At 68.2% G+C, this 19,578-nt stretch carries 15 protein-coding genes; 5 read left to right on the top strand and 10 right to left on the bottom strand.

The window, feature by feature from the left end:
• Position 1: 1 nt before the first annotated feature.
• Positions 2–1,255, top strand: coding sequence for a cytochrome P450 (locus tag Q9R27_RS07010; RefSeq protein ID WP_311251634.1), 1,254 nt, complete (start codon positions 2–4; stop codon positions 1,253–1,255).
• Positions 1,248–2,039 carry an SDR family oxidoreductase gene (locus Q9R27_RS07005; protein ID WP_311251633.1) on the top strand — a complete coding sequence of 264 codons (792 nt, stop codon included), beginning with the start codon at positions 1,248–1,250 and terminating at the stop codon, positions 2,037–2,039. The genes Q9R27_RS07010 and Q9R27_RS07005 overlap by 8 nt, the downstream gene beginning before the upstream one ends.
• Before the next feature lie 24 nt (positions 2,040–2,063).
• Here Q9R27_RS07005 and Q9R27_RS07000 read toward each other — a convergent pair whose 3' ends face one another.
• Together Q9R27_RS07000 and Q9R27_RS06995 are read right to left on the bottom strand one after the other, a co-directional pair.
• A complete protein-coding gene (locus tag Q9R27_RS07000) occupies positions 2,064–3,281 on the bottom strand; it encodes an FAD-dependent oxidoreductase (protein ID WP_311251632.1) in 1,218 nt (405 codons plus the stop codon).
• On the bottom strand, positions 3,278–3,601 hold the full coding sequence (locus Q9R27_RS06995) for a 2Fe-2S iron-sulfur cluster-binding protein (RefSeq protein ID WP_311251631.1): 324 nt from the start codon (positions 3,599–3,601) through the stop codon (positions 3,278–3,280). The genes Q9R27_RS07000 and Q9R27_RS06995 overlap by 4 nt, the downstream gene beginning before the upstream one ends.
• A gap of 132 nt (positions 3,602–3,733) precedes the next feature.
• On the opposite strand from Q9R27_RS06995, the gene Q9R27_RS06990 reads away from it, so the two are divergent.
• Positions 3,734–4,315 carry a TetR/AcrR family transcriptional regulator gene (locus tag Q9R27_RS06990; RefSeq protein WP_311251630.1) on the top strand — a complete coding sequence of 194 codons (582 nt, stop codon included), beginning with the start codon at positions 3,734–3,736 and terminating at the stop codon, positions 4,313–4,315.
• Between the two features lie 169 nt (positions 4,316–4,484).
• Positions 4,485–5,861, top strand: coding sequence for an AMP-binding protein (locus Q9R27_RS06985; protein ID WP_311251629.1), 1,377 nt, complete (start codon positions 4,485–4,487; stop codon positions 5,859–5,861).
• Here Q9R27_RS06985 and Q9R27_RS06980 read toward each other — a convergent pair whose 3' ends face one another.
• The 4 genes from Q9R27_RS06980 to Q9R27_RS06965 all read right to left on the bottom strand — a co-directional run bounded on the left by Q9R27_RS06980 (position 5,862) and on the right by Q9R27_RS06965 (position 14,734).
• Complete coding sequence (locus Q9R27_RS06980; protein WP_311251628.1) at positions 5,862–8,882, bottom strand: hypothetical protein; 3,021 nt, start codon at positions 8,880–8,882, stop codon at positions 5,862–5,864.
• 51 nt (positions 8,883–8,933) lie between these two features.
• Entirely contained in the window at positions 8,934–10,304 is a 1,371-nt protein-coding gene (locus Q9R27_RS06975; protein ID WP_311251627.1) for a dicarboxylate/amino acid:cation symporter, read from the bottom strand.
• A gap of 270 nt (positions 10,305–10,574) precedes the next feature.
• Positions 10,575–11,090, bottom strand: a complete 516-nt coding sequence (locus Q9R27_RS06970) for a hypothetical protein (RefSeq protein WP_311251626.1) — start codon at positions 11,088–11,090, stop codon at positions 10,575–10,577.
• 215 nt (positions 11,091–11,305) lie between these two features.
• Positions 11,306–14,734 (bottom strand): TM0106 family RecB-like putative nuclease, encoded by a 3,429-nt coding sequence (locus Q9R27_RS06965; protein ID WP_311251625.1) that lies wholly within the window; start codon positions 14,732–14,734, stop codon positions 11,306–11,308.
• A gap of 84 nt (positions 14,735–14,818) precedes the next feature.
• On the opposite strand from Q9R27_RS06965, the gene Q9R27_RS06960 reads away from it, so the two are divergent.
• Entirely contained in the window at positions 14,819–15,811 is a 993-nt protein-coding gene (locus Q9R27_RS06960) for a diaminopimelate dehydrogenase (RefSeq protein WP_311251624.1), read from the top strand.
• Between the two features lie 16 nt (positions 15,812–15,827).
• On the opposite strand, the gene Q9R27_RS06955 is transcribed toward Q9R27_RS06960, so the two are convergent.
• Genes Q9R27_RS06955 through Q9R27_RS06940 form a run of 4 tightly spaced genes read right to left on the bottom strand, consistent with a single transcriptional unit; the run spans position 15,828 to position 19,494 of the window.
• Positions 15,828–16,820, bottom strand: a complete 993-nt coding sequence (locus Q9R27_RS06955; RefSeq protein ID WP_311251623.1) for a glycine betaine ABC transporter substrate-binding protein — start codon at positions 16,818–16,820, stop codon at positions 15,828–15,830.
• A 1-nt stretch (position 16,821) separates the two neighbouring features.
• Positions 16,822–17,622: an ABC transporter permease gene (locus Q9R27_RS06950; RefSeq protein WP_311251622.1), complete on the bottom strand. Its 801-nt coding sequence runs from the start codon at positions 17,620–17,622 to the stop codon at positions 16,822–16,824.
• Complete coding sequence (locus Q9R27_RS06945; protein WP_311251621.1) at positions 17,615–18,856, bottom strand: ATP-binding cassette domain-containing protein; 1,242 nt, start codon at positions 18,854–18,856, stop codon at positions 17,615–17,617. The genes Q9R27_RS06950 and Q9R27_RS06945 overlap by 8 nt, the downstream gene beginning before the upstream one ends.
• Positions 18,853–19,494, bottom strand: a complete 642-nt coding sequence (locus Q9R27_RS06940) for an ABC transporter permease (RefSeq protein ID WP_311251620.1) — start codon at positions 19,492–19,494, stop codon at positions 18,853–18,855. The genes Q9R27_RS06945 and Q9R27_RS06940 overlap by 4 nt, the downstream gene beginning before the upstream one ends.
• Positions 19,495–19,578 lie beyond the last annotated feature (84 nt).

Genomic DNA, 19,578 nt, shown 5'->3' with positions numbered 1-19,578 from the left:
CATGGACGCACGGCCGGGCAGCAACGAGGACCTGGACGAGATCCTCTCCCCCGAGGCGGTCCGCGACCCCTACACGTACCTGGGCCGCCTCCGTGAGCAACACCCGGTCCACTGGAACGCTCGCTATCGGTCCTGGGTCATCACCAGCCACGCCGACGTGAGCGCCGCCATGTCGGACGCACGCTTCTCGTCGGACCGGATCGCCCCGGTCATCGAGCGAGAACGCGCCAAGGCCGAGCCCAAGCATGACCTGATCGAGACCCTGGAGTTGCTCAACGGGTGGCTCGTCTTCCGCGACCAGCCCGAGCACACGCGCTTCCGGCGCCTGGTCCACAAGGCGTTCTCGCCGCGGATCCTCTCCGCGATGAGACCGGAGGTCGAGCGCATTGCTGACGAACTCCTCCAGGAGGCCGGCGCAAAGGCACGCAGTGAGGGCACCATCGACCTGATCGAGGAGGTGGCCTATCCGCTTCCGGCAATCGTGATCGCGTCGATGCTGGGCGTCCCACCCGAGGACCGGGTGCTCTTCAAGAACTGGTCCGATGACATCTCTGCCTTGATCTTCGGAGCGCTGGAGGACCCGGGACGCCATGCCAGGGCGCAGTCCGGCATGTCCGAACTCGTTGCCTACATCAAGGCCCACCTGGCCAGGGTTCGTGACGAGCCCGGTGACGACCTTGCCAGTTCCCTGGTGCAATCGCGCAGTGGGGAGGATGCGCTGACCGAGCCGGAGCTGGTGGCGATCTGCGTCAACCTGCTCTTCGGTGGGCACGAGACCACCACGAACCTGATCGGCAACAGCATCCTCGCGCTGATCCAGCACCCGGAGCAGGCCGCCATGCTCCGCGAGGACCCGGGCCTGATCGACCAGGCCGTGGAGGAACTCCTCCGCTACGACGGCCCTGCCAAGGCGGTGGTCCGGATTGCTGGCGAGGACATCGAGATCGGTGGGCAGCGGATCAAGCAGGGAGACCGGGTCTTCCTGATGCTCTCCAGCGCCAACCACGATCCCCGGGTCTTCGAGGACCCTGAGAAGCTGGACTTCAATCGTGGGCGCAGCCCACACATCGCCTTCGGCATCGGGATCCACTATTGCCTCGGCGCCATCCTGGCCAGGCTCGAGGCCACTACAGTGATCCCCCGGATCCTGACCAGGTTTCCCGACATCGCGTTGGCCGACGAGGAGCTCGAGTGGAACGAAGTCATCCTGACCCGCGGGTTGAAGCGCCTTCCGGTGCGGCTGCACAGTGACTGACCAGGTGGCCGCCCCGGCCCGGCTCTTCGACCTCTCCGGAAAGGTCGCCATCGTCACCGGAGGCTCGTCGGGCCTCGGCATCCAGTTTGCCCGCACCCTGGCCGCAGCAGGTGCGGACATCGCCCTGGGCGCACGCCGGGCCGAGCAGTTGCAGGTCGTTGCCGAGGAGATCCGTGCGCTGGGACGACGCGTCCTCGCCGTCCGCACCGACGTCTCCAGCCGGGCCGACTGCGACGACCTCGTCGCGCAGGCCGTTGCCGAACTCGGCGACGTGCACGTCCTGGTGAACAACGCCGGCACCAGCCGGACCGTGCCCGCCCACCGGGAGGGTCCCGAGGACTTTACCGCAGTGATCGACGTCAACCTGATCGGTGCGCACCAGATGGCGCTGGCGTTCGCGCGACACTGCATAGCGGCCGGCCACGGCGGAAGCATCGTCAACATTTCCTCGGTCCTGGCGCTGAGCGGCACCACCACGCCCCAGGCCGGCTATGCGGCCTCCAAGGCCGGCCTGCTCGGCTTGACCCGGGACCTGGCCATGCAGTGGTCGGGTCGCAAGGGCATCCGGGTCAACGCCCTCGCCCCGGGATACTTTGCCTCCGAACTGACCCAACCGCTCCTGGCCGATCCCGCGCAGGCCGCCGCATTGACCGACCGTACGGCGCTGGGGCGGCTCGGCAATCCCGAGGAGCTCGCAGGCGCCCTGCTGTTGCTGGCCTCGGATGCCGGTTCCTACATCACCGGGGCCACACTCGCCGTCGATGGCGGCTGGAGCCTGCACTGAACCGTCCTGCCGACAACCACGGGGTCAGAGCAGGGTCTTGAGCTTCACACTCGTGTCGCTGACCCGATCCGGATCCGGGGAAGCGCCCGTTGCCAGTGCCCGACGGACCGCGACGAAGTCCGCAGGTGCGTTGACCGACTCGGCCCCGACCAGGACGCCACGCCGATAGAGCAGGTGGGTGAAGGAGCCATCGGCAGGCGAGCCGCGCAGGACCGCGCGGTCATGACTGCTGGGCGCGCCCGCCATCTGCAACTTGGCGTCGTACTGGTCGGACCAGAACCATGGCACGACCGGCTGTGTACGCGGTGCCTTGCCGAGCAGCGACCAGGCTGCGGCCGCGGCCTGGTCCGTGGCGTTCTGCACCGATTCCAGCCGCACCATGGTGCCGTCCCCCAGCGGGTGTGGCTGCACCGTGGCGTCACCAGCAGCGACGATCCCGGCTGCGCTGGTCCGCGCCTGCGCATCGACGATGATCCCGCCATCCACGGCAAGACCGAGTTGATCGGCGAGTTCCAGGCGTGGTTCCACTCCGATACCCACCACGACGAGATCGGTGTCGAGCCGGCCACCATCCGTGAGCACGGCCTGTCGCACGGTGGTCTCGCCCTCCAGTGCAGAAACGGCACACCCGGTGCGAACCTCGACGCCGTGGTGGCGATGCAGGTCGGCGGACCAGGCAGAGAGTTCCGGGCTGACAGCACGGCCCAGGAGGCGATCTCCTGCTTCGACCACGGTGACGGTGACGCCATTGCGCGCAAGGACTGCGGCGGATTCGAGTCCGATGAAGCCACCACCGACCACCACTGCGCGCCGCACCCCCGGCAGCAGCGCCTTGAGTCGATCGGCGTCATCGAGGTCGCGCATGTGGACCACATCGTCCAGTCCCCCACCAGGCACGTCAAGGCGACGTACCCTGGCGCCCGTGGCCAGCACGAGCCGGTCGAAGGCCAGGGTGTCCCCGGTGTCCGTCGTGGCAGTCCCCGACGTTGCATCGACCTTCTCCACCCTCACACCCCTGCGCAACTCGATCTCGCGCGAGGCATAGAACGCCTCAGGACGCAGGGCGAAACCATCCCGCTCGGTCACCCCGAGCAGGTAGTCCTTGGAGAGGGGCGGCCGGTGATAGGGCAGGTGGTCCTCGGCACCGACGACGGTGATCGAGCCGGCGTACCCGCCCTCGCGCAGCGAGGCAGCCGCGTGGATGCCGGCGTGGCTGGCGCCGACGACGAGGATGGCGCTCACAGTTGCTCCGGGGCCACTTCGACGGTCAAGCCATCCAGGTCATCGCTCATCCTGATCTGGCACGAGAGGCGACTCTGCGGACGACGTTCGGCCATCGCGCCGTCCAGCATGTCGTCCTCCATCTCGGAGACCTCACCGGTCCTGGCGAGCCACTCGTCATGGACATAGACATGGCAACTGGCGCAGGCCAGTGAGCCACCACACTGGCCGACGATTCCCGGCACGCCGTTGGCCACGGCGGTCTCCATCACCGACTGGCCCTCGTCGGCATCGATGCGGTGTTCCTCGCCATACGGATCGAAGTAGACGACGCCAGGCACGGGAGCTCCTTGGGTGAGTGGACTTTCTCCCACGTTACCAAACGTATGGTTGGAAAAGAACCGCCGTAGACTACTTTGTGATCGATCATCCACCAGGGCAGTCCGCCCGGTGCCAGCCCAGGAGGAATGTCCGTGCCGCGACCCAGCAGGTGGGACGACGTCGTCGAAGCCGCTGCCCGAGTCTTCAGCGAGAAGGGATTCCGTGGCGCCTCCCTGGAGGACGTGGCAGCCGAGGTCGGCATGCTCAAGGGAAGCCTCTACAACTACATCAAGAACAAGGAGGACCTGCTCTTCGCCATCATCCGCCCGAGCGCAGAGGCCCTCCTGGAGTCGGCCCGCAGCCTGAAGGGCTCTGACCTTCCGGCAGCCGAGAAGGTGCGACAGATCGCCCAGATCCACTTCGACATCATCGATCGACAACTCCCCTATGTGACGGTGTACGTGCAGGAGATCGCCGGCAAGGAGGTCGCCCCGGAGTGGACCGCGATGGACCGCGAGTACCTCGGACTGGTGACCGGATTCATGGCCGAAGGAATCGACCAGGGCGACTTCGCCGACCACCTCGAACCGCGTCTGGCAGCCAAGGCCCTGATCGGCTCGCTCAACTGGGCGACCCGGTGGTACAAGCCGACCAGTCCCGCGCACGCCCGGGCTACCGCCACCCAGATCGCCGACATCTTCCTGGCCGGGATGTTCGTCCGGCGACGCGCCTGAGTCAGACTTCCCACTCCAACCAGACCACCAATCTCGACACCATCGGGACTGGGGTCTTGTGCGTCCCGTCACAGTGGTGCAGAGTGTAGGCAGCCGATCGGTCGGCTAAACATCAGTGGCGAGCCGAGCCCGATGGAGACACCTGGCCCGCAGACGGAGGAGTCGAAGCATGGCAACTGGACAAGGATCACGATCGAGCACCCTCGACGACCGCGGGTTCCCGCTCTTCTGGGACGAGGCGCGGGAGACGATGCCACGGGCCGATCGGGACGCCGTGATCCTCACCCGGATCCAGCACCAGCTCCACTTCGTCTACGAGAACCTGCCCTTCTATCGGCGCCACTACGACAACCACGGATTCCACCCGGACACCGTCACCTCCCTGGACGACTTCACCCGCAAGGTCCCGGTGATCACCAAGAAGATGCTCGTGGCCGACCAGGCCGAGCATCCCCCCTTCGGCAGCTACACCGCCACCGATTCGATGGGCGACATCGCCCGGATCCACGGCTCGTCAGGAACCTCCGGCGTCCCCACGCTCTATGCCGTGAGCCAGAACGACTGGGATCGCGCTGCGGACGTGCACGCCATGGCCCAGTGGATCGGTGGCATCCGTCCCGACGACCTCGTCCAGGTCGGATTCCCGTTCGGGCTCTTCTTCGGCGGCTGGGGAACCCTGCAAGGCACCGAGCGCCTCGGTGCTGCAATGTTCCCGCTTGGCGTCGCGGAGTCCGAGAAGCACCTGGAGTTCATCGATCGCCTCAAGCCACGCGTCTTCGCGGCCACGCCGTCCTACTGCATGCACCTGATCTCCGTCGCGCAGGGCATGGGCATCGACCTGAAGGCCTCGTCGGTGAAGATCCTCCTGGTCGGCGGCGAGCCCGGTGGCAGCCTGCCCGGCACTCGCCAGATCCTCGAAGAAGCATGGGGCGCGACCATGGTCGATGCAGGTTCCACCTCGGAGATGTACCCGTTCCAGACCAACGTCGGTTGCCTGGCCAAGAACGGCACGCACTTGATCACCGACGAGGTGTTCACCGAGGTCGTCGACAAGGACGACCACAACCAGCCGATCCCCGAGGGCGACCGGGGCGCCATCATCTACACCCACCTGTGGCGCGAGTCCCAGCCGATGATCCGGTTTGCGCCCGGCGACGAGTCCTACATCAGCCACGACCCGTGTCCGTGCGGGCGCACCTACCCACGCCTGCCCGAGGGTGTCCTGGGCCGCCTCGACGACATGCTGGTGATTCGCGGTGCCAACATCTTCCCCAGCGCCATCGAGACAGCACTGCGCAGCGTCAACGGATTCGGGCCCGAGTTCGAGATCCGGGTGTCAAAGCGCGGTGCCCTGGACGAGATCGTGGTGCGCGCCGAGCACGATGCGGAACACCCCGGCGATCTTGACCAATTGCGCACCGACGGCGAGGCCATGCTCAAGAAGATGTGCGGGATCCGGATCCCGGTCGAGCTGATCGAGCCAGGCACCCTCCCCGCAACCGTGTTCAAGGCACGACGCGTCGTCGACGAACGCCCCCGTCCCTGATCAGGGCGCCGCAGGCACCCTGCGGCCTGCGGCAGCAAGAACCCCACCCAGCGCGGCCACCACGCCTGCGACGAGCAGCCAGGTTGGCAGTGCCGAAGGGATGCCCAGGTGGACCGTGAGCCCCAGGATCCGGGAGAGGCCGAGCGGCAGCACGGCCATCTCGTCGTTGAGCTTGGTCAGCGCCGTTTCGAGCCCGGGCACCCCGAGGAGTGCGCTGACCAACAGCAGCGCTGCCCCGATGCCGATCAGGACGGCCCCGATGCCCTGGCGCAAGCGGAGCCCGTACGCCGCGCCGAGGACCACGACGACGACCACCAGCGAGTGCAGGAACGCCGCGAAGGCGAGCGTCACATAGATCTCGCGGGTGGTCTCGTCGATCCAGAACCGGTACCAGTAGCCACCCGGGCCACGCACCCCGACAGCCGCCATGAAGAGGACGCTGCGCAGCACGAGTGCGCCACCCAGCCCTGCCCAGATCCAGAATCCATCCGCCCCGGGGCGCAGCCAAGCCAGGACGCCGCGCGCAGCGGCCCCCAGCAGCGCGAGTGAACCCAGGGTGGCGACCAGATACCACGGCGAGAGCGCGGAGCTAAAGGTGATCCGTGCCCCGACCACGACGACCACCGGCACGGCCAGGACCAGCCATCGCATCCGTGTCGTGGGTGCGGGCGCATCACCTCGGACGCGCCACGGCATGAAGGCGCCCGAGCGCAGTGCCGGGAGCAACACCAGGGCGAGCAGTCCCGCAAGCGCCAGCGCCAGTGCAGCCGGGCGTGTGACCGCGACCCGCTCCGCGTGCTCCATGCCGGCATCGGCCGCGAAGAAGTTGTACGGTGGCAGGTCGAGGTTGCCGTGCCACTTCTGCTCATGGGCGGTCACCGCAGCGTGGTAGGCAGGCAGCGCGCCGCGGAACTCGTCGTACGCCGCGGAGTCGCCCGTGTCGAGCCATTCGTAATAGCGCAGGAAGAGCACCCGGAAGACCTGGAGCGTGCGCAACAGGTCGACCTCGTATTCCAGTGCCGAAGCGAGCGCAACGTACCGTTCGCGGTCGTCGAAGAGTTGCTGGGGCACGGCCAGGAACGCCTGCTGCATCTGCTCGGCCGTAGCAACGGCCGACTCCCCCGCCTTGATCGCGCCGAGGACGCCGTCGGGATGCTCGGCAACCGTCGAATACACCGCCGCCAGCGCGGCCGTGTCGCCGGAGACGATGTCCCACTTGAAGATCCACATCATCGGCGGCGGCTCGAGGCCGAGTGCGAACACCTGCCGTTCGGCGTACGGACGGACGTAGAGCCCGTCCAGGACGGCCGCACGCGACAGGGAGAACACCTCTCCCACGGCCTCGACCACGGCAGGGTCGTTCCCATAGGTGCGGGCGATCCAGTCGGCCTCGGCCGCCCCCAGATCGGCCTGCGGATCCCACCCCAGGCGCCCGCCGGTGTAGACGTTGAGGTCGTACAGTTCCCAGTTCCCGGCCTTGAGGTAGTGCGACATCGGGCCGGCGCGCCACGGCCCACCGTCCTGGGTCCACATCCAGAGCCCGTCGATGTCCTGGTTCGCACCACGCAGTTCGCGCAGCGCGACCTGGTGCGCCGGGCCGAGGTCATCGGGGATCGAGTTGAAGGCCTCGAACTCGCGCCGTCCCTGCATCTCCACCAGGCGGCGCTGCTCGCCGGTGGCGAGCGTCGGGTTGAGCGGCAGGTACGAGTCGAAGTCACCCATCACGAACTTGGTGGAGACCACCAGGTTGTCGGGCACGAACCCGTCGAAGAGGTGGTCATAGGTCTCGGGGTTGGTGTGCATGTCGCCGACGTCCCCCACGCCGACCGACCAGGTGCGGAAGTAGATGTCCGCATCGTGGTCGGCTGCCACGTCGGTCGCGGTCTCCAGCATGGTCCGTACGCCGGCCGCGTCGGTCACCTCGAGCGCGGAGTAGTAGTCCCAGCCGTGCAGGTTGTAGATGCTGCCGCCCTCGCCGATGCGGATCATGAAGCCGTCGGCCCATTCGAAGTCGCCGAGGAACTCGTCCAGCCCTGCGCGGTAGACCTCCCACAGCGCCTCGTCGTTGGCGTCCAGGCCCGTCTCCCGGGCGAGGTACTCCTCCAGCGGGGTGGTCAACGCGAGCATGTCGGACTTGAAGACCACGCGCAGGCCCATCGCGTCGGCGTATTGCCAGATCTCGCCGACGTCCCGCTTCATCACCTCGTGCCGGGCGCGATAGGGACTGTCGGGGCCATAGACCTCGAACCCGTCGCCGAGCCGGTCGAAGTTCACGTACTCCAGGAACCCGGGGATGACCACGCCGTTGTAGCCGTAGGCCACCACGTGGTCGATGAACTGCTTCCAGTCCGCCTCCAGTGCTTCAAGGCCGTCGGGATCGACGTACGGCGGCTCCGAGAGCACCACGTCCTCCAGCGCACCCGAGGCGTGCTGGTAATCGGCCTGGGCCCGGTAGGCATCCTCGTCCGCACGTACGCCGACGGCTCCGGTGTCGACGAAGCGGTCGGCCAGTTCGGGGACGACCGGACCGTCGCTGACGACGTCGGCCCAGTCGTGGCCGGCCGCGACCAGGTCGGCGATCCGGAAAAGCGCGTTGGTGGCGCCGATCGGGTCGTGCGCCTCGACCGTGACCTGTCCGGGATCGCTGGTGACGACGTACCCCTCCTCGCCGAGGGACGCGTCGCCGGCGAGGGACACGGAGACGGTGATCGTCTCGCCGGTGAGCTCGCGGGCGTCCAGTGCCTCGTCGAGCAACCGGGTGGCCAGGTCACCTCGAGGCGACCCGGCCACCTCATCGGGCAGGTCGAGCCCGGCCAGTCCAGCCAGCGGCCCGACCTCGGTCGGGGTGACCTGGACCGGTTGCTCGTCAGGCAGTTCCTTGTCGTGGAACTCGATGGCGAGGAAGCCGCTCAGCCCATTGGCTACGACCCATCCGAGGACGAGGCTGGCCAGGACCGCAATCGCGGTCCCGATCGCCCAGCCACGGTGGGGCGCCGTGGTCTCCGGTTCGGTGGATGCCATGCAAGGGATTGTGCCTTGCAAACATCTCCGGGTGAACGCCCCTGGCCGGGGTCAGGCGGCCAGGACCGGTTCCTCCTCGCGCCACGCCTCGCCCGTGCGGGCCGCGTCGTACGCCGAGTGGTCCAGGATCCCTTCGCGCTTGGCGACCAGCGTCGGCACCAGTGCCTGCCCGGCCACGTTGGTGGCGGTGCGGCCCATGTCGAGGATCGGGTCGATGGCGAGCAGCAGGCCGACGCCCTCGAGCGGCAGGCCCAGCGTCGACAGGGTCAGGGTCAGCATCACAACCGCGCCGGTGACACCTGCCGTTGCCGCGGAACCAATCACCGCGACGAAGGCGATCAGCAGGTAGTCGGTGACGCCGAGGTCGATCCCGAAGAACTGGGCCACGAAGATCGCAGAGATCGCCGGATAGATCGAGGCGCAGCCGTCCATCTTCGTCGTTGCCCCGAGCGGCACGGCGAACGAGCTGTAGGCGCGGGGCACGCCCAGGTTGCGCTCGGTGACCGCCTGGGTGACCGGCATCGTGCCGATCGAGGAGCGCGAGACGAAGCCGAGCTGGATCGCAGGCCAGGCGCCGGAGAAGAACTGGCGCACCGAGAGGCCGTTGGCCTTGAGCAGCATCGGGTAGACACCGAACACCACCAGCGTCAGGCCGAGGTAGATCGCCAGCGCGAAGGTGCTCAGCGAGCCGAGCGCGTCCCAGCCGTACGAGGCGACCGCATTGCCCAACAGGCCCACCGTGGCGATCGGGGCCAGCAGGATGATCCACCAGAGCACCTTCTGCACCACGGCAAGCGCAGAGCGGACCAGGCGCAGGAACGGCTCGGCGGCCTCGCCGACCTTCAAGGTGGCGATGCCGATCGCGATGGCGATCACCAGGATCTGCAGCACGTTGAAGGAGAGCCCGATGGACCCGTCGGAGCCGGCGCTGCCCTGGATGCCGAGGAAGTTGCTGGGCACGATCCCGGTGAGGAAGTCGAGCCAGGAGCCGGTCCGGCCGGGTGCTGCGGCGGCATCCTCGGTCACGCTGGTGTTGGCGCCGGGCTGGAGGACCAGGCCGAGCACGACGCCGATCGCGACGGCGATCAGGGCAGTCGCCGCGAACCAGACCAGGGTCTGCCAGGCCAGGCGTGCGGCGCCGGTGACCTCGCGCAGGTTGGCGATCGAGGCGACGATGGCCAGGAAGACGAGCGGCGGGACGACGGCGCGCAGCAACGTCACGAAGGTGGAGCCGATGACGGTCAGCGTCTCGGTGAGCCAGTTTGGGTCGACTGCTCCGTCGGCATCGACGCCGTCGGCACCCATCCAGCGGGCCAGCAGCCCGAGCAGGACGCCGACGACGAGTCCGATCAGGACCTGGGTGCCGAACGAGGGGAGCCAGCGCCGCTTCGTGGGCGCGGGCGTGGTATTCGTGGTGGACACGGGGTGGAACCTTTCACTGCAGGACGGGATGCCCGGACTTGCCGGGGTGGACGTGGGTCAGCAGTGACAGGCGTGGATCTGCAAGCGGGCGAGGTCAACCACGAGGCGTCGCGTCAGCAACTCGCCCTCGGTCGCCGGTTCCCTGTGCATGGTCAGTGCAACGTCATGCGAGGTGGTTCCATTCCCCGCAGCGTCCACCTACGCTGACACGACGTACGCCGGGCGCAACGATTGAGCTTTCGCGCATCAACGATTGAGCGTTCGTGGGGATCAGGGGGTGGCAGGTACGCCGTGCACGGTGCCAGGGGCGGGCGGATCAGACGGGTCGGGGTCCACCGGCGGCTCAGGGTCGGGATCGGGGTCCGGTGGCGGAGCGCTGGTGGTGCGCGTCGGGCTCGGCGACGATGGGGTCGGCGGGGGTGCCGGATTCGTCGTCCTTGTGGACCCCGGGTCCGATGGCCTGGTCGGGCGGGTGCCGCCACCACCGCTGCCGCGGGTGCTGGTCGGCGGCGGCGTGTAGGGCCGGTAGCTGGAGGTCTCCTCGGTCTGGGCCGGGGACTCGGTCTCCTCCGTGGACTCGGACTCCTCGGGCGACTCCGTCTCGCCGGCCTCGGGGGTGGTCATCGGGTCGGAGGGCAGCACGGTGATCTCGCTGGCCGGGTCGACACCGCGGACGGTGCCCTCGCCCTCGTCCCCGGTGGCGGACCGGAAGAGGACCACGACCAGGACCAGGTCGACGACGATGAAGGCAGCAAGGAACCCGAACTTTGCCTTGCCCTCGAACATTTTCACCACCATCTGCACCTGGCCGCCACCAAAGAACCCTCACATTCTCCCACGAGTGGCCGCGGCCGGGGCAATCCTGTGCGATCCGTGTTGCACGGACCGCGGAGCCAAGCCCACCCCCACCGGGCTTGGCCCCGCCGCCGTGGACATCCCGAGCTGTCACCACGCACCCTGCCCCAGGGGCCCGACACAACTCCGCGTCCGTGGTTGACCGCTCAGGAGCTGAGCCCGATGAACGCCCCCAGTTCGAGCAGTCCGGTGGTGTCGCGCGGCATGAAGCCGGTCAGCGCGCGGGAACGGATCAGCACACTGCGCCATTGCGCCCGTGAGATGGCCACGTTGATCCGGTTGCGGTTGAGCAGGAAGCCCATCCCCCGCGGCACGTCCGCGGGCGAGGAGGCCGTCATCGAGACCAGGACGACCGGCGCCTGCTGGCCCTGGAAGCGGTCTACCGTCCCGACGCGTACGTCGCCGTGCCCGGCGTCGGCGAGCGCCTTGCGGATCGTCATCACCTGGGCGTTGTAGGGCGCCACGACCAAGATGTCGGATCCCGTCAGCGGACGAGCCGGGGCGTCACCGCTGGACCAGGCGAGGCCGAGGTGGGCCTCGACCTGGCGGACCACCTCGGCTGCTTCCTCCTCGGAGGAGAATGCGTTGTCAGTGTGGTCAACGAAGACGGTCTCCAGGCCGGGGGCCACGCCCTCCAGCAGGCGTTCCGATGCCGCCGGGGCCGCCTCGAGCCGCCCCTCGTAGGAGAGGCGGGACACCTTCGCGCACAGCGTCGGGTGCATCCGCCAGGAGTCGGCCAGGAAGTAGCCGAGCTCCTTCGGCAGGGTTTCGTGCTCTGTCATCAGCCACCCCAGGGCCGAGTGGTCCACCGGCTCGGCATGGGTGCCCTGGGTGACCTGCGGCAACTGTTGTGGGTCCCCCAGCAGCAACAGGCGGCGCGCGGCACGGGAGGCGGCAAGCGTCGGCGCCAGCGCGAACTGGCCTGCCTCGTCGATCACCAACAGGTCCAGCTCGCCGGGATCGCACAGCTTCGTGCTGGCAAAGGTCCATGCCGTGCCGCCGAGGACGCAGCCCGTTGCCGCATGTTCGGTCAGGAAGCCGGCACGGGCGTCGGCCGAGTTGGCGACGTCGGTCCAGGCTGGCTCGGCGGTGTTGTTCTTGCTCTTGCCGACCAGGGATGGGTCGAGGCCGGCGGCGACGACACCGGACAGCAAGTTCTCGACCACCGCATGCGACTGGGCCACGACGCCGATGCGCCAGCCGTGCTGCTCGACGAGTTCACGGATCACCCGCGACCCAGTCCACGACTTGCCCGTGCCGGGCGGGCCCTGCACCGCTACATAGGAGTCGTCCATGCCCAGGAGTGCGGTGGTCACGTCGGCAACGCCGTTGCCTGTCGCCGGGAGGGATCCGCCGCCACGCAACCGGGGAGTCCGGCGGGCCAGCAGGTCCAGCGCGGGACCTTGCGGCAGGTCACTGGAGGCAAGCGCATCCAGGCACAGGTCCTTGATCGCTGTCTCGAGGTCCTTTGTCATCGGTGGCGTCCCCGGCAGCAACGCCACCGGGTGCTCGTCGAAGGTGGCATCGCGGTGGCGGGACTCGACCAGCAGGACGGTGCCGTTGTCATCGGTGACCTCCTCGGCGCGGGCTGCTCCGTAGTGCGCCTTCTCGGGTCCATCGGCGCCGGATGCCGTCGGGATCGTGTAGGCAACCTGTGCCTGACCAAGCTTGCTGCCCGGCGCCCACTCGCCGTGCAGGCGCAGCATGCGGCGCCAGTTCCGCGCCCGCCCTCCTGGGTGGGCCCAGTCGGCGACGACATCGACGTGGTCCACCCGGAACACGTCGCGCGTGTCGCTGCCCCACTCCTCCACCGGTGTCACGAGGCGCTCGAAGTGGCCCCACCAGAACTGCTTGCGCTCGCGCCGGTAGTAGTCGATGGCCGTGGCCAGCATGGCGTAGGACTGCTCCTGCGGACTCCGCTCCGCCCGTACGCCGGGACCGGAACGCGCCATCAAGGCGTCGAAGGTCGGGTCGACCTCCTCGTCCTGCTCGGGCACCTCTGGTACGACAGGTCCGGCCAAACGGGTCACCCCCGCCTCGGCGGCGCGCTCCACCAACCAGTCACGCAACTTGAGCGTCGACAGGCAGTCGTAACCGTTGTAGTCGGCGAGGTTGTCCAGCATGGCCTGCGCCCGGTCGGGATCGGTGTCGCGCAGTTGCCGGTAGTGCTGATATTCGAGGATGGAGGCATCGCCGGCCTGGATGCCATCCGCCGTCCGGAGCCGGTCGCCCATGTAGAGCGGCTCCAGCTTCTTGATGCTGTAGGACCCCTGGGAGACCAGCACCGAGGAACGGACCGTCGCATAGAGGTCGACGAAGACCTCGGCGCGCAGCAGGTCATCGAGCTCGTCCTCGCGCACCTGGTAGCGCATGGCCAGCCGCTTCAGGGCAGAGGTCTCGTACGGCGCATAGTGGTAGACGTGCATGTCCGGCCAGGTCCGGCGCTGCTCGGTGAGCGCATCGAGGAAGGAGATGAAGGCCTGCTTCTCCTCGGCGAAGCTGTGTGCCCAGGTGGCGGTGAACTGCTCAGCGGCATCGACGATCCCCCACAGGTATTCCAGGCCGGCCACCGTCGGGTCGGCCTCGGTGTACAGCGGGTCGCCTTCGAAGTCGAAGAACCAGTCTCCCGGCGACGGCTCGGGCAGCAGTTGCAGGGTCCGTGCGGCGTCCGGCAGCAGTTCGGCGACCACCGGGGCATCCGGCCCGGCCGAGCGTTGGCGGTGCTGGATCCTGGCCTGCGCACGGAGCCGCTCGAACGTGGTGTGCGGCAAGGACTCCGGGGCCACTTCGGCGTGGGCAAGGTCTGTCAGCGTGGCGATCCCGGCATCGCGGAGCTTGCGACGTTGATCCATCCGCATCCGGGCGACGAGGGCCAGGTCGTCGTGTGCCTCGGCTGCAGCGGTGCACTCGGCACAGCGGCCGCATGCGGCGTACCGCTCATCACCCCACGAGACGGGATCAGGGTCGGCGTGGTGGCTGGTGAGCAGATCGCGCAGCCGTGCCCGCCGCTCGGCGAAGACGGGCAGCAGGTCCGCGACAGCGAAGTCCTCGCGTCGTCCGTCGCCGAGAAGCAGGGAGACCTTCCTGGCCACGGGCAGGCCCAAGCCGAGCATCTGGTCGGCGTACGCCGCCAACTGGAGCAGGGCCGTGGGCCGGGCGCTGCGGGCGAGCTTCGCATCACAGACCACCCATCCCTCCTCGGTGCGCTCGAGGAAGTCGGCGAAGCCGAGGAACTCGCCGTCGAAGAATGCCGCCTGGTGGACCAGGGTGACCGCGGGGTCGGCAAGTGCGGCGGCCGTGCGTTCCGCGGCCGCCTGCAGGGACTCGCGGGTGTAGGGGAACGCGACGGGCTCCATCGCCGCGACGTCGCCGAGGCGGCGGCGTTCTGCCAGCAGGGCCTGCTCGTGCACCTCGCCCAGGTGTGCGATGTGGTCCAGCAACGGGTCGCTGGCCTCGGCCAGGGCCGCACCGCGACCCATCTTCGCGTCCAGCGTGCGCAGTGCGGCGTACTCACAGGTGGTGGCACCGACCAGGTCGGACGCACTCCAGTGCAGTGTGTCGTTGATCAGGAACATGGGCTCTCCCCCAGTGGTCGTGGTGCACACAGTCCAGCACGAGGTACCGACGCAACCCGGAACCGACTCGTCTAGCCTGACGCCATGACCTCCCCCTCCCCGATCCGGGTCGCCGTGGTCGGCTACGGAAATCTCGGTCGTGGCGTCGAGAACGCCGTGGCCCGGTGCGATGACATGGACCTCGTCGGCGTCTTCACCCGCCGCGACCCGGCCGCGGTGTCCACTGTCGAGGCGAGCACCCCGGCGTACGCCCTGAGCCGGATCGACGACCACGCCGACTCCATCGACGTGGCGATCCTGTGCGGCGGCTCGAAGAGCGACCTGCCGGTGCAAGGCCCGGAACTGGCTGCGCGGTTCAACATCGTGGACAGCTTCGACACCCACGCCGAAATCCCGGCGTACTTCGACTCCGTCGACGCCCCGGCCCGGGAGGCCGGAAGGAGCGCGCTGATCTCCACCGGTTGGGACCCGGGACTCTTCTCGATCAACCGACTGCTGGGCGAGTCGATCCTCCCCGATGGCGAGACCTATACCTTCTGGGGCAGGGGCCTGAGCCAGGGGCACTCCGATGCGGTCCGCCGGGTGCCCGGAGTTGCGGCCGCAGTGCAGTACACCCACCCCTCGGTGGCCGCGATCGAGCAGGTGCGCAGTGGAGCCCGGCCGGTGTTGAGCACGGGTGAGAAGCACACCCGGGAGTGCTTCGTGGTGCTGGAGCCCGATGCTGATCCGGACCTCGTGCGCACGACGATCGTGACGATGCCGCACTACTTCGAACCCTTCGACACGGTCGTCCACTTCGTCACCGCCGAGGAACTCGAGCGAGACCACGCGGCGATGCCGCACGGTGGCTTCGTGCTGCGCAGTGGGACCACCGGCGCCGGGCACAACCAAGGGATGGAGTTCAGCCTCGCGCTGGAGAGCAATCCGGAGTTCACCGGGAGTGTCCTGGTCGCCTACGCGCGCGCCGTGCACCGGCTCAACGCGCAGGGCCAGGTCGGCGCATTCACGCCATTCGACGTGGCACCCGGGCTCCTCTCGCCGAAGTCACCCGCCCAGTTGCGCGCCGAACTGCTCTGAGGTCGACGAGCACGGTTCAGGAGATGAACCCCTCGGAGACCAGCCAGTCATAGGCCACGTCGACCGGTTCCAGTCCCTCGACGTCGACCTTGGCGTTGAGTTCGATCAGCACCTCGTCGGTGAGCCGCTCGGCGACCGGGGCGAAGAGATCCGCGATCTGGGGGTGGGCCTGCAGCATCTCGTCGTCGATGACCAGGGAGACGTTGTACTTCGGGAAGTATTCGCGATCATCCTCGAGCACGGTCAGGTCGAGGGCGACGATGCGCCCGTCGGTGGTGAAGACCTCGCCGAAGGTGCACTCCCCCTTCTCGGTGGCGCTGTAGACGGCTCCGGTCTGGTAGGTCTTCAGGTTGCTCTCGGGCACCCCGTCGGCCTCACCCTGGGGGATGTCGTAGGTCTGGAGCATCCCGGGCAGCCCGTCAGGACGGTTGGCGAACTCCGACTCCACACAGAAGGTGCGCTCGGCGACCGGCACCTCCTTCATCTGGGAGAGCTTGGTGATGCCGTACTTCTGTGCGGTCGCCTGGGTGATGGCGAAGCCGTAGGTGTTGTTCATCGGCGCCGGCGGCAACCAGGCGAGCCCGTTCAGTTCCAGGTCCTCGTCGCGCACCGCGACGTACTGTTCCTGCTCGTCGGCGATCGGGTCGTCGTGGCCCAGATAGGTGATCCACCCGGTGCCGGTGTATTCCCACATCGCGTCGATCTGGCCCTCGATGTGCGCCTGGCGGGCGGCCGAACTGCCGGGGATGTTGGTCAGGTCGGTGACGTCGGCATCGGCCGAGGCGAGCAGGGTGACGGCGATCTTGCCGAGGATGATGTTCTCGGAGAAGTTCTTCGACCCGACCGCGATCTCCAGCCCGTCCAGTGACTCGACGTCGGCCAGCGGGCCGGCGAGGTCGCCGGAGCGGACCGGGCCGGCTGCGGTGCCGAGGCCACAGGCCGAGACCAGCATGCCCAGGCAGGCCAGGGCGCTGACCACGGCGAGTCGGGTACGTCGTACCGGATGCATCTCAGATCCCCTTCGGTCGGGTGACCAGTTCGAGGACGCGGCCGAGCCACTCGATCAGCAGGGCGAGCAGCGCGATCAGGACCGCGCCGGTGACCATCAACGAGAACCGGAAGAGGCTGATCCCGGTCTGCAGCACCTCGCCCAGGCCACCGGCGTTGATGAAGCAGGCCAGCGAGGCGGTGCCGGCGATCAGGACCAGGGAGGTGCGTACGCCGGCCATGATCACCGGGATCGAGAGCGGCAGTTCGATCTTGAACAGTGTCATCCACCCGGTCATGCCGATGCCGCGGCCGGCCTCGACCAGGGTCGGGTCGACGCCCTCGATGCCGACGATGGTGTTGCGCAGGACCGGCAGGATGCCGTAGAGGCTCAGCGCCCAGATCGCCGTCCAGAAGCCGCCGTCGAGCCAGAGGAAGAGCAGCACGATCAGGCCCACCGAGGGCGCTGCCTGGCCGGCGTTGGCGATGCCGACCACGAACGGCACGGCGGCGCGGAACTGGCGGCGGGTCAGCATGATGCCGAGCGGTACGGCGACCAGGACGACGATGATCGCCGCGACGACGGTCAGCTGGACGTGCTCCCACATCAAGGTGCGCAACTCGGACCAGCGCAACTGGTTGGCCTCCACCGAGTCCAGTTCGGCGGTCTGGCGCCACCAGACGAAGGCACCGAAGACGATGGCGACCAGGACTGGCGGGACGGTCAGCATGATCACCATCTCGCGGGTGATCACCCTGGCGCCGCGCTTGCCCTCGGGCGGTCCGGACTCCTCGTCGACGGCGACCGGTGTCGACTCAGCCATGGCCCGCCTCCCCTGTCGGCGCCGGATCCTCGATGCTCTCTGCGCTCTCGGCTTTCTCGGCGTTCTCGACGTTCTCGGCTGCCTCACGCTCGGCCGAACGCATGTGCTCGGTGACCGTCTCGAAGTCGAGCACGCCCAGGTAGCGGTCCCGGTCCCCGGTGACGATCGCCTTGGAGTGGGCCGCGGTGAGCATGGTGTCGAGGGCGTCATTGAGGGTCGCGGCCTCGTCCAGGGTGACCAGGTTCTCCCGCGGCTCGCCGATCACCTTCGTCTTGTTGCGCATCTGGCGCAGCCACGGCCAGGCAACGGGTCGGTCACGGTCATCGAGGATGACCACCTCGTCGTCGCCGGCTGCCTCCGCCCGGGCCAGGACCGGTCCCATCTCCTCACCGACGCGGGCCGTAGTCGGCTGGTTCAGGTCGAGGGAGCGCACCCGGGTCAGCGAGAGTTGCTTGAGGGTGGACCCTGCGCCGACGAAGTCGGCCACGAAGTCGTTGGCCGGTGCCGCCAGGATGTTCTCGGGGGTGTCGTACTGCGCGATCCTGGCGCCTTCCTGGAGGATCAGGATCCGGTCCCCGAGCTTGATCGCCTCGTCGATGTCGTGGGTGACGCACACGATCGTCTTGCCGAGCTCGCGCTGGATCGAGATCAGCTCGTCCTGCAGGCGCTGGCGGGTGATCGGGTCGACGGCGCCGAACGGCTCGTCCATCAGGATCACCGGCGGGTCCGCAGCAAGTCCGCGGGCCACGCCGACGCGCTGCTGCTGCCCGCCGGAGAGTTCACGCGGGTAGCGGTCGCGATAGCGGTCCGGGTCCAGGCCGACCAGGTCGAGCAACTCATCAGTGCGCTCGGCGATCCGGGCCGCGTCCCAACCGAGCATCTTCGGGACCACGCCCACGTTGGTGGCCACGGTCATGTGCGGGAAGAGGCTGCCGCCCTGGATCACGTAGCCGATCTTGCGGCGCAGGCTGGTCGCGGACTCCTGGCGGATGTCGTTGCCGTCGATCAGGATCGTGCCCGACGTCGGCTCGATCAGCCGGTTGATCATCTTCAGGGACGTGGTCTTGCCGCAGCCGGACGGCCCGACGAAGGCGACGATCTCGCCGGCCGGGATGGTGAGGCTCAGCGACTGGACGGCGGGCACCTTCTGGCCCGGATAGCGCTTGACCACCTGATCGAGGCGGAGTTCGGCCCCACTGACCGACTGGCCCTGGCTCGGTGTCCCCTGGGTCATGTCCGGATTCCCTTCGAGATGGTCGCGCGCCCCAGCAGGAGCATCAGCAGGTCGGCGATGAGGGCGACGATGACGATGCCCACGGTGCCGACGACGGCATAGTTGACGGCGTTGGCGCCTCCCGCCTGGGAGAGGCCGGTGAAGATGTAGCCACCCAGGCCGGGCCCGAGCACGTACGCCGCGATCGCGGCGACGCCCATCGACATCTGCACCGAGGTGCGCACTCCGGCGTGGATCACCGGCCAGGCCAGTGGCAGGCGCACCCGCAGCAGGATGCCGAGCTCGGTCATGCCCATCCCGCGGGCGGACTCGATCAAGGTCTCGTCGACCTGGGAGAAGCCGACCACGGCGTTGCGCAGGATCGGCAGTGCGGCATAGAAGGCAACGCAGATGAACGCGGTCATCGCGCCGATCTTCGTCAGCGGCAACAACAGGCCGACCAGCGCGAACGACGGGATGGTGAGCCCGATCGCCGAGAGGGTGTTGGCCACCGGGTCGAGGAAGCGGAACTTGTTCACCACGACGGCCAGGGCCACCGCGACGACGGTCGCCACGAGCACCGCCTGGAAGACCAGGTTGGCGTGTTGGAGCGCGTTGTACCCGATCAGGTCCCAACGCTCCCTGATGAATTCCCACATGCCCGCGAATCACCCCGATTACGTCGCCGAAGGCAACTCCACCCAAACACAGATGCCCCTCGATCGCGAGGGCCCGGCGTGTCG

The organism is Nocardioides sp. AE5 (assembly GCF_031844485.1).
Classification (GTDB): domain Bacteria; phylum Actinomycetota; class Actinomycetes; order Propionibacteriales; family Nocardioidaceae; genus Nocardioides.
This window is presented reverse-complemented; position numbering and strand designations above follow the sequence as displayed.